The 13948-nt window shown below is 38.5% G+C and carries 12 protein-coding genes; 11 read left to right on the forward strand and 1 reads right to left on the reverse strand.

The features are described from left to right. Positions 1-25 precede the first annotated feature (25 nt). The 9 genes from DZB84_RS09065 to DZB84_RS09105 all read left to right on the forward strand — a co-directional run bounded on the left by DZB84_RS09065 (position 26) and on the right by DZB84_RS09105 (position 11162). On the forward strand, positions 26-1558 hold the full coding sequence (locus DZB84_RS09065; protein ID WP_116351935.1) for a sugar ABC transporter ATP-binding protein: 1533 nt from the start codon (positions 26-28) through the stop codon (positions 1556-1558). After that, complete coding sequence (locus DZB84_RS09070) at positions 1527-2549, forward strand: ABC transporter permease (RefSeq protein ID WP_189655199.1); 1023 nt, start codon at positions 1527-1529, stop codon at positions 2547-2549. Before DZB84_RS09065 ends, DZB84_RS09070 begins: the two co-directional genes overlap by 32 nt. After that, on the forward strand, positions 2539-2922 hold the full coding sequence (locus DZB84_RS09075; RefSeq protein WP_116351937.1) for a VOC family protein: 384 nt from the start codon (positions 2539-2541) through the stop codon (positions 2920-2922). Before DZB84_RS09070 ends, DZB84_RS09075 begins: the two co-directional genes overlap by 11 nt. Positions 2923-3130: 208 nt before the next feature. After that, positions 3131-4813: a sigma-54-dependent Fis family transcriptional regulator gene (locus tag DZB84_RS09080; protein WP_223254401.1), complete on the forward strand. Its 1683-nt coding sequence runs from the start codon at positions 3131-3133 to the stop codon at positions 4811-4813. Positions 4814-4968: 155 nt separating this feature from the next. Then, the gene (locus tag DZB84_RS09085) at positions 4969-5940 is read left to right on the forward strand and encodes a 2-keto-3-deoxygluconate permease (RefSeq protein ID WP_116351938.1); all 972 of its coding nucleotides are present in this window, start codon (positions 4969-4971) and stop codon (positions 5938-5940) included. Between the two features lie 115 nt (positions 5941-6055). Then, complete coding sequence (locus DZB84_RS09090) at positions 6056-7345, forward strand: four-carbon acid sugar kinase family protein (protein ID WP_116351939.1); 1290 nt, start codon at positions 6056-6058, stop codon at positions 7343-7345. Positions 7346-7347: 2 nt separating this feature from the next. Continuing rightward, positions 7348-8343, forward strand: a complete 996-nt coding sequence (gene pdxA / locus DZB84_RS09095; RefSeq protein WP_116351940.1) for a 4-hydroxythreonine-4-phosphate dehydrogenase PdxA — start codon at positions 7348-7350, stop codon at positions 8341-8343. A 203-nt stretch (positions 8344-8546) separates the two neighbouring features. After that, positions 8547-9566, forward strand: coding sequence for an ABC transporter permease subunit (locus DZB84_RS09100; protein WP_116351941.1), 1020 nt, complete (start codon positions 8547-8549; stop codon positions 9564-9566). A 15-nt stretch (positions 9567-9581) separates the two neighbouring features. After that, positions 9582-11162 (forward strand): hypothetical protein, encoded by a 1581-nt coding sequence (locus DZB84_RS09105; RefSeq protein WP_116351942.1) that lies wholly within the window; start codon positions 9582-9584, stop codon positions 11160-11162. A 54-nt stretch (positions 11163-11216) separates the two neighbouring features. On the opposite strand, the gene DZB84_RS09110 is transcribed toward DZB84_RS09105, so the two are convergent. Beyond that, complete coding sequence (locus DZB84_RS09110) at positions 11217-11909, reverse strand: RsfA family transcriptional regulator (protein ID WP_116351943.1); 693 nt, start codon at positions 11907-11909, stop codon at positions 11217-11219. Positions 11910-12216: 307 nt separating this feature from the next. Between DZB84_RS09110 and DZB84_RS09115 the strand changes: the two genes are divergently transcribed. Beyond that, positions 12217-12444 carry a YuzB family protein gene (locus DZB84_RS09115; protein ID WP_116351944.1) on the forward strand — a complete coding sequence of 76 codons (228 nt, stop codon included), beginning with the start codon at positions 12217-12219 and terminating at the stop codon, positions 12442-12444. Between the two features lie 210 nt (positions 12445-12654). After that, complete coding sequence (locus DZB84_RS09120; RefSeq protein WP_116351945.1) at positions 12655-13947, forward strand: HD domain-containing protein; 1293 nt, start codon at positions 12655-12657, stop codon at positions 13945-13947. Position 13948 lies beyond the last annotated feature (1 nt).

Raw genomic sequence — 13948 nt, forward strand, 5'->3', positions numbered from 1 at the left:
GTCGTCTGTAAAGGAGGATATGTAGATGCCTTTACTCGAAATGAAGGAAATGACAAAAAGCTTTGGAAAGGTGATTGCGTTGGAGCAGGCTTCTTTTGAATTAGAAGCAGGTGAGGTTCACGCCTTACTTGGTGCAAATGGAGCGGGAAAGAGCACGCTGATGAAAATTCTATCGGGTGCTTATGAGCTTGATACAGGGGTGATTACCCTTGAAGGCGAAACGATCAACATTCGTACTCCAAAGGATGCGAAAACACATGGAATCCACTGTGTCTATCAAGAGGTAGACACTGTGATTGTACCGCAGCTCACCGTTGCTGAAAACATTTTGCTTGATACGTTTTCGACTGAAAAGAGCCTGTTTATCAATAAACGAAAGCTTCGTGAAAAAGCAGCTTCGATTTTAAAGCTTTTGAATGTAACAGACATTCCAATGACGAAACAAGCATTGGAGCTGTCACTAGCTGAAAAACAATTAGTGCTAATCGCAAGAGCTCTCGCCCATGAGGCAAAGGTCATTATTTTTGACGAACCAACAGCGCCTTTATCGATTGAAGAAACGAAGCATCTATTTGAAATCGTAAAAACATTGAAGGAAAAGGGAGTCGGCTGTATTTTTATTTCACACCGGCTTCCAGAAGTGTTTGAAATCTGTGATCGCTTAACGATTATGCGCGATGGGAAAACAATTACTACTTTTTCGACGAAAGAAGTTACCCAAAAAACCGTTGTTGAAACGATGCTTGGTAACTCCTATACAGAACAATCCACGAAACGGAAGACAGTGAGGGGTGACCTTCTTTTAGAGGTGGGTGGTCTTGATGATGGAGAAAAGCTTACCAATGTATCGTTTACGGTTTCCGAGGGGGAAATTGTTGGGGTTGTTGGATTGGTAGGTGCCGGAAAAACGGAGCTTGCGAAAACATTATTTGGTCTCCGCTCCTACGAACAGGGTGAAGTCAAAGTAAAGGGCAAGTCACGACATTTTACGCATTCCCAGCAGGCAATTGAAGCGGGGGTAGCACTTGTTTCAGAGGAGCGTCGTAAGGAAGGATTGTTCATTCACGAGTCAATCTCTACGAATCTATCCTTTGCTAATTTGAAAAAATTCTCACCGTTTTTATTCATGGATCGGAAGGCTGAAAAAAGCTATGCCAGCTCCATTATTGAATTGCTTGGAATCAAGGCGAAAAATACGGAAGTGTTGGCTGAGCATTTAAGCGGGGGAAACCAGCAAAAGGTTGCGATTGGGAAATGGGTATCTCGAAATGCGAATCTCTATTTGTTTGATGAGCCGACAAAAGGGGTGGATGTCGGTGCAAAGCAGGATATTTTCCAGCTTATCTATTCTCTCGCCGATGAGGGGAAGGGGATTCTTTATTTTTCCTCTGAAATTGATGAAATCATCCGAATCTCAGACCGAATTCTGGTCATGTATGACGGAGAAATTGTGAAAGAACTTTCGGGAGAAGAGGCAACACAGGATAAAATCCTTTTGTATGCTAGCGGTGGAAAGGAAGACGTACATGAAAGGGAATATCATCAGCTTCTTGTTTAAATACGGGGCAATTGTATTAATGGGCTTTATCTTAATCTATTTTAGTTTTGTAAATGATGCCTTTTTTTCATATGGCAATCTATCCGATATCTTAAGGTCGATCTCAATCGTAACACTCCTTGCGTTAGGGGTGACCTTTACACTGGTTGTTGATGGCTTTGATTTATCGGTTGGGTCAACAATGTCGTTGTCGGTCGTGATCACAGCGTCATTGATGGTGTGGTATGAATTACCACTATGGGTGGTTCTGCTTCTACCACTTTTAGTTGGAGTTGCTGTCGGGCTAGTCAATACGTTTTTAATCGTAAAAATAGGAATACCGGATCTACTCGCGACACTTGGAATGATGTATATCGTGTCAGGTTTACACCGGACCTACACGGAAGGGTACTCTATCTACAACCATATGCCCTTGACTAGTGGAGGGACTGCACCAGGTGAGTTTAGTTCTGCATTTTTATGGATTGGGCAAGGCGAGATGCTAGGACTCCCAGTTCCAGTCTGGATTATGCTTGTTTTCGTGCTTCTTGCTTATGTGATTCTCAACCATACAAGATGGGGACGGATTTTATACATGACAGGTGGAAATGCTGAAGCGGCAAGGCTATCAGGAATCAACACAAACAAGGTGAAGCTGATTGCTTATACGGTATCTGGTGTGTTTGCGTCAATGGCAGGGATCTTGTTTACAGCGCGCGTTGGCTCAGGGCAAATTGATGCAGGTGCTTCGTTGTTAATGGAATCTGTGGCTGCTGTGTTTGTTGGATTTTCCGTGCTTGGTGCGGGGAAGCCAAATGCACTCGGAACCTTTTTTGGGGCAGCACTTATTGGGGTTCTACTAAATGGACTAACAATGCTGAATCTACCATACTATGCATTTGAAATTGTAAAAGGCTCCGTACTAGTTTTGGCACTAGCTGTAACGTACATTGGAGTCAAATATCGACCAAAGGTGATTCGAAAAAGGAGAGAGCAAAAACATGCCGCTTAAAAAACTAGAACATGTGGGGATTCAAGTAAAGGATTTAGATACAACGATTGAGTTTTATACAAGGGTACTGGGCTTGGAATTACTAGAAAAGCAGTATCATGTGGACCCAAACTTAAAGCTGGCTTTCCTAGGTTTTAGTGATTCGGATGAAACGGTAATCGAATTGATTTCCGGATACAATCCAAACCTTCCAACAGAAGGAAAGGTTCATCATATCGCGTTTACCGTCGAAAACATTGAAGAGGAAATAGCGAGAGTGAAGGAGCACGGTGTTACATTTGTTGATGAAAACATCACAACCCTTCCAAGTGGAGCAAAATATGTATTCTTTAATGGGCCAGACGGAGAATGGATTGAGTTGTTTCAAAAATAAATACAAATCACAAATGGGCCCGCCCGAGTTTCAAAAAAACTTAGGTGGTGCCCCTTTTTTTATTCGAAAAAAATCTTAGAGGGTACAAGGTTATTTCATATTTTACATTATATATGACCTCACTTTTCAAAAATGGTAATATAAATGATGTAATAGTACTTGTTCTGTATGTGTTTACAAATTTAGAAGGCAGGATTGAAGTGTGAAGATGAACATTAAAATACACATCGTGGCACCCTATGAATCGATGATTCCAGTTATTGAAGAATGCATTGGTTATTTTCCTACATTTGAAATTCGTTATTCAATAGGTGACTTACACGAAGGGGTAAAGCAGGCGATTCAAGCCGTGAGGAATGGAGCAGAGATTATTATTAGCAGGGGTGGGACGGCTAAATTAATTAAAAAAAATGTCCGTGTCCCTGTGCTCGATATGCAGCTTTCTGGGTATGACATGATTCGGTCTCTATCTTTAGCTACAAATTTGGAGAGTAAGACGGCGATTGTTGGCTTTTCGAATATTACCTCTGGTGCTCAGTCCATCATAGATTTATTGGATCTGCCCTTAAAAGTTTTCACGGTTGCTGATTCTGATGAGGTAGCACCCTTAATCTTAGAACTTAAAAACTCCGGATATCAGCAAATTGTAGGGGATGTAATTACTGTTAAAACTTCGAACGCATATGGTCTTAAGGGGTTTTTAATTCAATCTGGTAAAGAGTCTATTATGAATGCGTTAGAAGATGCGAAACTGGTTCATCATTATTTAAACGATAAAAATAATCTAATGAAAGTCATGGAGCAATTTATCTTAAAAGACCACCAAAATTTGCTGATATTGGACGATAAAAATGAGATTATCTATGAGCGCTGGAATGATTTTCACACCAGCCCATTAACCGAAGCTGATTTATATATATTAATTACCGACCTCGAAATAAATAAACAGAAGGTTACAAGGAGCTTCATGATTCAGGATCATTTGTTTGATGTAACTGGCTATTTTATTCAAGTGAACCAACAGTCTTTTAAGGTCATTGTTACTGAAAAAACAGTTTCTATTCTGGAACAAAAGGGTCTTTCTATTGATGCCGATACGACAAGTGAACCAATTGCAGCAGCGTCGGAAGTAATTAGGAATATATTAATTCATATAGAAACCCTCTATAAAAATAATCAAATAATCCTTTTACAGGGTAGAAAAGGTACTAGTAAGGACTTTATTACTCGTTATATTCATCAGAGATATTCGGATGAAGGCTTGCTCCTTACAATTAATTTTAAAGAGTTCGATCATGATTATTTGGATAAAATGCCACTAAGGAATATTCGTACAATTAGACTTATACATCCTGAGTATATAGACGAATATCAAAGGCTATCACATTTTATAAAAGAGTGTCTGACACATCATATACGTATTTTCATCCTTACAGAAAGTATGTTACCTACTGAGTTTATTCAAGAGGTAAAGATGAATAAGATTATAATGCCGGATTTATCTGAAAGAAAAGAGGATATTCGCATTCTTGCTCAATACTTTATTGCTTATTACAATCAAAAGTACGGAACGATACCAGTTAAGATTAACGGTGAGGCAATACAATTTTTAGAGAATTTTACCTATCCTAATAATATCGACAATCTAAAAAATCTTATTAAGCAGGTTGCCTTAAATGAAAAGGACTATGTGATTCAAAAAGAAACAATTGAAAGAGTAGCTACAAATGAGCATCTTCCGGCTGATGTGATTTTTCAACAAGGTACTTTAAAGGAAATTGAAAAGGAAATTATTAAATTAGTCTTGAAAGCAGAAAATAATAACCAAACAAGAGCAGCGGAACGGCTAGGAATTAATCGAGCAACTTTATGGCGTAAGCTTAAAGAGTAATCTTTAGGTTTACGCTTTTTAATTAGCTTAAGTGTTGCATTTTTAAACACTTTTGATATTTAAGTATATTTTTTATAAAAAAAGTGTTGCTTTTATAAACGATTTATTCTATATTACTAGTGTAAACGCTTTACGAGAATAAGGGGGAAAACAAAATGAAAATTAAAGCAACTTTAGATAAGATTCCCGGCGGAATGATGGTTGTTCCGTTGTTGCTAGCAGCAACGATTAATACATTTTTTCCAAATATGCTGAGAATTGGCGGTTTTACCGAATCGTTATTCGTAACAGGAGCAAATACACTGATTGCACTTTTCTTATTTATTGCTGGTGCGCAAATCAGTGTGAAAAACGTAGGGGTATCACTAGGTAAAGGTGCAACATTACTTGGATTAAAATGGGTAGTAGGAGCAGCTTTCGGATTAGTAGCATACTTGTTAGCAGATAGTAATGGATTATTCTTAGGAATGGCTCCGCTTGCAATTATTGCGGCTATGACAAATAGTAATGGTGGAATGTACATGGCTCTAGTTGGTCAATACGGAAAAGAAGATGACAAGGCTGCATATTCACTATTAGCTCTAAATGATGGACCATTCTTAACTATGATTGCATTATCCATTTTTGGTACAATGGGCTTTGTTGATGGAATGTTTTCTATTCAATCATTCGTTGCAGTACTTCTTCCTATCGTTATTGGAATGGTTTTAGGTAATTTAGATCCAGAAATGAAAGAGTTTTTAACCAAAGGTAGTGACATGTTAATTCCGTTTTTCGCTTTTGCACTAGGTATGGGAATCAACTTCACAGCGATTATTGAAGGTGGATTAAGTGGTATTTTACTAGGGGTTATTACAGTAATTTTCACTGGTGGCGCTGGTTACCTAGTATTTAAATGGATTGGCTGGAACCCGCTTGTTGGTGCAGCAGAAGGCACAACAGCAGGGAATGCTGTTGCAACTCCGGCGGCTATAGTTGCTGCTAATGCATCTTTTGCACAATTTGCTGAACTTGCAACAGTTCAAATCGCAGCAAGTGTTGTAACAACAGCTATTTTACTACCAATTGTAATAGGATTCTTAGCAAAACGCTTAGAGAAAAGTGGCCAGTTAGCTAAATATAATTAAGATATTGTTTCAAATGGCAACAATCTCAGAGAAAAATGTCTATAGTAAAAGATTTATAGCTATAAAATAAAGAAGAGGGACGCAAATGCTCTCTTCTTTTTAGGAGGATTACACAATGAAATTAGCAATCATAGCAGACGATTTAACGGGTGCTAATGATAGCGGGGTTCAATTAGCACAGCATGGTCTTAAAACCTCCGTATTGTTTGACATAGATAGAGAATCTATTCATGCTTATGAAGCAATTGTATTTGATACAGATAGCCGATCTATTGATCGTGAAGAAGCCTATCAAAAGGTAAAAGATGCAGCCCAATTTTTAAAAGGTGCAGGCTTTTCATATATATTTAAGAAACTTGACTCAACGATGAGAGGAAATATTGGTGCTGAAATTGATGCAGTATTTGATGTATTGCAACCAGATTTCATGATGATTGCGCCAGGATATCCTAAAAACAATCGCACTATCCTACAATCAACCCACTATTTAAAAGGGATTCCGCTTGCTGAGACTGAAATTGCAAGGGATCCTAAGACACCTGTTACCCAATCCTATTTGCCTGATCTTTTAAAAGAGCAAACAAAGCAAAAAATTGGTACGATTACAATCGATGACTTAGATAAGGGCTTTACATGGATTCAAGAAAAAGTAGATGCGTATTTCCAACAAAACATCCCGTATATACTGGTGGATTCAACCGAGGAACATCATCTTGAACAAATTTTAGACTATACTAAAAAGCTACGTTATCAGTTCTCTTGGGTGGGTTCGGCAGGAATCGCAAATTATTTACCTGATTATTATGATATGCCCAAAAGGCAAAAAGAATTGATTATTCCCCAAAATGAAGGGCCAATACTTACTGTTGTTGGAAGTGTAAATAAAAATTCAAGGGCACAGCTACAGCTTCTAATGGAAAATACAAATGTGTATCCAATTGCGTTTGAATCATTTACCTCCGTTTCAGATGAGGATGTTCGTGAAAAAGAGATAAGAAGAGTATATAATCTAGCGATGGAAAAAGCACAGCAGGGATTAGATGTTGTTATCTATTCCACAGGTGAAGTAAACGATATCGAAAAAGCATGGAATATTGGAGAAACTAAGGGTTTAACACATACCGAGGTAAGCAATGAAATTGTAAAGGCAATTGGCTCTGTATGCTCAGTCCTTTTGGAACAGGGATATTTTAAAGGGGTATCGATGACCGGTGGAGACACTGCTAAGCAAATTTGTTATTTATGGGATGTAAAAGGCTTTGAGTTATTGGATGAATTGGAAATCGGTGTTCCACTATCGAAGTTTTTTGGACATGATAATTTATATGTTATTACAAAGGCTGGCGGGTTCGGTACACCAGAAGTATTTATTAATGCCATCAAAAAATTAAAGGGGGAACTATAATTATGAAACCAGTGATTGGAATTACAATGGGAGATGCAGCAGGAATTGGACCAGAAATAATTGTAAAGGCCCTAACTCATGAAGAAATTTATCAAAATTGCCGCCCGATAGTCATAGGTGATGCAAAAATTTTAGAGCGAGTACAGCCGATTGTTCATTCAAATGCAAAAATAAATCTTATTAATGTTCCTGAGGAAGCTAAATTTGAATTAGGTACAATCGATGTAATTGATTTAGACCTGATACCTGAAGATTTACCATTTGGACAAGTGTCACCAGTTGCGGGAGATGCAGCGTTTCAATTTATCGCAAAAGCTGTTGAACTTGCAAAAAATAAAAAAATTGATTCTATTTGTACAGCGCCATTGAATAAAGAGGCGTTACACAAGGGCGGCCATATGTACCCAGGACATACAGAAATTTTGGCAGATTTAACAGGTACAGAGGATTTTTCAATGATGTTAACAACACCGAATCTAAAAGTAATTCATTTAACTACACATATAGGATTAATTGATGCTATTAACAGTATTAATCCAGAGAGAACCTATAAAGTAGTAAAATTAGCACATGAGACTCTTTCAAGAGCAGGATTTGAAGATCCGAGGATTGCTGTTTGTGGAATTAACCCACATGCTGGGGAGAATGGTTTATTTGGATATGGTGAAGAAGAGGAAAAACTACAACCAGGTATTGAGCGTGCGCAAGCAGAAGGAATAAATGTAACAGGGCCACTACCTGCTGATACTCTCTTCTTTAGAGCAGGCAGAGGGGATTTTGATATCGTGGTGGCATGTTATCATGACCAAGGACACGCTCCAATTAAAGTAATGGGAATTGAAAGTGGCGTAAACATTACGGTTGGACTAAAGGGTGGAATAATCCGAACTTCAGTGGACCACGGTACCGCTTTTGATATTGCAGGCAAAAACATTGCCGATGAGCAAAGCATGATAGCAGCAATTAATTCAGCAATTGAATTAGCTCCCAAAAGATAATTAAGTAGAAAATATGATTGAAGCTAGGAGATTCATTTCCTAGCTTTTTTTGTTTGTAATCTATTCGACAAGTCTTACATGAAACTTCTTATAGTTTTTTTACGTCCCATATTATGGGTATTTTCTGAAAATAACATATATGGTAGTCTATAGGTACGTATTCCTATTTTTTACAGTTGGTAATCTGGTAAGGGGGGATTTGGTTGCTTAAAAGAATAAGAGTGTTTAGTGGGCGGGATTTCATTTCGATTCTCTATTTCGGCCTTGTTGTTCTTGGAATTGCTTATTTTTTAGGGAATGGGGATATTGTGAAGTTTTATTCAACGATTAAAACGATGCTACCTGTTTCTGAGAGCTGGAACACAATCAAGCAATTAATTAGCAATTTACAAACCGACGGAAGTCTTGGTGCAACAAAAAATAAGGAGCTGTATGAAGGGATCGTCCTTGAATATTTCCCACGAAGTTTATCAGTAATTGCAACAGCTTTTTTGTTAGCGGTTTCTTTTGGGATAGCAAAGGGGATTTTTGATTATCGAAATCGTTATACATACCTGAATTTTTTAGGAACAGGGGTAACCTCGGTTCTCAATTCTTTACCAGATTTTTTTATGATTATCGTTCTACAATGGGTGATTATGATTCACTTTAATTTTATTGACGTTTTTGGTCATGACCAGTGGTTTAACTTTATTTTTCCGGGGATTCTTGTATCTCTGTACCCCATGATGTATTTTGCTAGAATCACGTTTACAGCTCTTGCGAGTGAGGATGGGGAGATGTATATCCAATATGCTCGCGCGAAAGGATTAACTCAGAGGCTAGTTATACATAAGCATATCCTGACAAAATGCATGCGCTCGATTTTACAACATATTGGTGTTGTCATGACGTATGTCGTTTCCAATCTATTAATTGTTGAGTGGCTGATGGCATATAAGGGTGCTGCTTGGCGAATGATGCTATCGATTAATCGGTTGAATTTATCAATTCCACTAAGCCAACCCTATGCAGATTATCCGGAAATAGGTTTAATTGTAGAAATTTCTTTCTGCTTTGTCTTGCTTCTATTAATCACCCAAATCGTTAGTGTAATTTGGCAAAACAAATACGAAATAGAGAAGCGTAACATTTGGATCCGAATCACAAAAGTGATTGTTCAATATGCCTTTATATGGATTTTTGTGCTTTTTATTATTTCGTACTTGAAGGTAGGATACTAGGAAGGAGGAGCGCTTATGAAAAATTGGTCGCTTTGGACAGGTCTCGTACTTTTTGGACTCATGTTATTTATTAGCTTTGTTGGACCACAGTTTTCGTTTATTGAGCACACTCCTCCCGAGCATCGAATGAGATTTTACGATGGAGGTGAACTTGGAAGGGCACCTTTCCCACCTTCAAAGGAGGATCCACTTGGAACAGATCGTGAAGCCAGGGACATCTTAAGCATGCTTATTCTTGGAGCAAAGGACACACTAAAAGTTATCGTGTTAATCACCTTGATTCGCTACATTATTGCGATTCCAATGGCTTTTTTGGCCTCCACGAAAAAAGGTATTGCTTACATGGTTTCCAATGGTTGGTATTCCTTGTTTGGAAGTATCCCCACGATTTTCGCAGCGATTTTACTATTGGAAATTTTCCAGGCAGACGGGCTTGAAAACGCTGTGTATTGGAATGTCCTATTATTAGCGTTAATCGAAGTTGGAAGGGTTAGCTATATTTTTGCTCATGAAATTTACGAGGTGTCTCAAAAAGAGTTTGTCCAAGCAAGCATGACGGTGGGGAGTACCCCGTTTCAATTATCATTGATGCATTATCTGCCCACCGTTGCCCAGAGTTTGGTCGTCAACTTTTTTAATGATTTGGCCAGGGTCACTTTATTATTAGGACAGCTGGCAATATTCCAATACTTTATTGAGCATGCGATTGAATTTATTCCAGGTGGTGGGGTTTTTCATGATGAAGCTGGATATAACTCTTTAACCGGATTGTTTACCTGGCCAGGGTTATTGTCGGCGGCACGATATGAGGTAATGAAAGCTGTGTGGATTCCGTTATTCCCAGCGATTGCCCTAACGTTACTCCTTCTAACATTCCAATTGCTAAGTGAAGGGTTCAGGAAGTTGTTTGAAAAGCAGATGTCGAGTGGGAAAAATAGGGTCGTGCACCGAGTGGCTGAACGAGTAGGCGAGGCGTTGGTTGCAAGTAAAATGGTAAATGTAATAGCACTTGTTGTGTTTGTGGTAGCTATAAGCGCTATGATTGTAACCGGTACTATAAATCATTCAACTGAAGCAGATGCCCCAGCTGAAGAAGAGATAGAAGTAGTAGAGGAAGAGGAAATCAATGAAGATGACCCATATGGTGATGGGCTGTATACCTATTACAATGAAACACTTGAGGCAAAGACTATAGCAACCACAACAAAAGGTGGGTATTTTGATAAGCTAGAATTCCTTGAGTCCCAAATGGCGAAAAAAACAGATCGAGATTTTGAGACGGACACATTAACACTAAGGTGTAGGACAATTGGAACGGGTAGATGTGAGAAACCCATGATTACATTTAAAGAACCAGTTTCAACAGTGGAGGAAGCCTACCAGTTAATCCTCGACCATTTGCCAACTGATGCTACGATAAAAAATGAATGGCACAAAAATGAAAGTGAATACATTTATAATGTAACAAGTCCCATGTTGAAAAACAGCTATCAATGGATAAACAAAGACTATGGTTTAGGTGAACTGGCAGTTATTATGCACATAACTGCGGAAAAGATAGTCGAACAAGTCGAAATCGAAGTCGGCTACCGATAACAGATTCAAACCCCTGAACTGTTGGTTATACAATCAGTCAGGGGTTCCTTTAATTTATTCCGCCAGCTTCTCCAAATTGCCATTTCGGTCCATTTTAAAAGTAGTAGCAGGACGTTCTTCCTCTTCGAATAAGACAAGTTTTCGTGCGCGATTCATGATTTTCATTAATGTTTCGTAGTCCTCTTGAATGTTCGCTGAGTTCTGCTCAAGTTGAGTAATCTTCTTTTGTAGTTCTTCATTTTTAAGAAGTATCTCATTCTTTTCTTTTTTCAATCTCTCATTCTCAGATTTCAGTGCTTCAATTCCGAAACTTGAATTACCTAAGGACTGAAGGTAGGAAATCACGGAATCCAATGTCAATGTTGGTCGAGGAGAAGAATATTGTGGCATTTTCACTTCCTGACGAACACTGGTAGATTCAGATGTAAGTAGCGGAAACTCGTCCGCAAATTCTTCTAGACTTGGTGTTGGTGGTGTATACAAAAGTTGTTTCTTCACTGGTTGATTCTTACCAAGTGCACGTTGGCGTTGTTTGCGGTGCTTTTTCGCAAGTTGAAGATCCTTCTCATAGCTATGTCGCACAACGGCGTTCCAGCGGAAACCGCATGCGGCAGAAGTACGATTTAATCGGTCACCAACCTCTTCAAAAGCGTTTAATTGAGTACTACCCTCTCTAACGTGTTTTAATACAGTCTCAGCTAATAAGAGGTCATTTTCCTCTGTCCAAGCGTCTTGTCTTTCCTTCATATTGATTCATCTCCCAATATATATGTTTATATTTGCGTTAGGTTATTACATATGTTGGTCAATTGTTTCGAACTTTATACCAAAATCATAAAAAGGATAATAGATTAATTTACTTAAAAATATTTCAATATCGCAAACTCGTACTTGTGGAGATTTTTTGAAACTTATTTTGTTCCCTTGCAAATACTGTAGGGGAGGAGTAAAATACCGTTTAGTGTATAAAAATAGCTAAATCGACATGCATAAACATGATCGATTCACATATGGAACCATTTGGAATTTACAAGATGAAAGGATTGTACGCAAAATGGCAAACGAATTTCGCATTTGTGATGATTGCCAGGCAACCAATATCAAAACCTTAGTGCCGCGCTTAAAAGAAGTCGATGGAGAAGCAGCGATTGACATCGGCTGCCAATCATACTGTGGTCCAGGTAGAAAAAAATCATTCGCATTTGTTAACAATCGCCCTTTATCAGCTCCAACAGAAGACGAATTAATCGAAAAGATTGAAAAGAAGCTGAAAAAGGACTAATATCGCCTTTCTCTCTTTTAGAGAAAAGGTGATTTTTTATGCTCTGCAAACAGGAGATTCCAAATCCTTCCTCGAAACTTTTATTCATGTCGAAAAATTTTCCAACCATTGATATGACTTGGTTAAGCCGTTTTTTGGTGAATTTTAGGTTTTTTTGTCAGAAATAAATAGATATAATAATAGCATGCCAGTATGGAAGAGGTTGAATACATGACAAATTCCAATGGGAAATTAAGTGAAGAAAAGGTTTTTAAAGACCCTGTACATAGCTACGTACATGTTCAGGATCGAGTGATTTGGGAGCTCGTGGCAACAGCAGAGTTTCAAAGACTACGACGAATTCGCCAATTAGGGACAACCTATTTTACCTTTCACGGGGCGGAGCATAGTCGGTTCAACCACTCATTAGGTGTATATGAAATTGTAAGAAGAATTATTGATGATGTGTTTCGTGATCGATCCTTTTTAAATGAAGAGGAGCGCTTATTGTGCCTCTGCGCAGCACTTTTACATGACCTTGGCCACGGGCCATTTTCACATTCGTTTGAAAAAGTATTCCATTATGATCACGAGGAATTTACACAGGCAATCATTGTCGGAGATACTGAGGTAAATCGAGTCCTTAAGCAAGTTGGGGATGATTTTCCGAAAAAAGTGGCTGAAGTGATTGCAAAAACATATAAAAATAAATTAGTTGTGAGCCTCATCTCTAGTCAAATTGACGCTGACCGTATGGATTATTTATTACGTGACGCGTATTATACAGGCGTTAGCTATGGAAACTTTGACATGGAGCGGATTTTGCGTGTGATGCGACCACTCGAAGACCAGGTTGTTTTTAAAAGCAGTGGGATGCATGCGGTTGAAGATTACATCATGAGTCGATACCAAATGTATTGGCAGATCTATTTCCATCCAGTTACAAGGAGCGCAGAGGTTATTTTATCGAAAATTCTCCATCGTGCCAAACAGCTGTATAAGGAAAACTACGCATTTCAAACGGCCCCAGTCCATTTTATATCCATTTTCGAAGATACGCTAACACTAAAGGATTATGTGAAGCTTGATGAAGGAATAATCTCTTTCTATTTCCAAGTTTGGCAGGACGAGGATGATGCGATTTTAAGTGATCTGTGCCGTCGTTTTCTTAATCGCAATCTGTTTAAATATGTGGAGTTTGATCCAAGTACACAAATGATGAAGATGATGGAGCTCAAAACGCTTTTTGAGGAAGCGGGGATTGACCCGACTTATTATTTGGTCGTCGATTCATCCTCTGACCTACCGTATGATTTTTATCGGCCAGGTGAGGAAGAGGAACGACTTCCAATTAACCTACTAATGCCTAATGGCGAGATTCGCGAGTTATCAAGGCAGTCAGAAATTGTGGACGCCATTTCCGGTAAAAGGCGAACCGATCATAAACTTTATTTTCCACAAGATTTGATTGAAACATTATCAGAAACATACAAAGAGAAGATAAAAGAGGTACTAGGTATATAAG

Source organism: Bacillus sp. HNG, from assembly GCF_003400205.1.
Classification (GTDB): Bacteria; Bacillota; Bacilli; order Bacillales; family Bacillaceae_L; genus Ferdinandcohnia.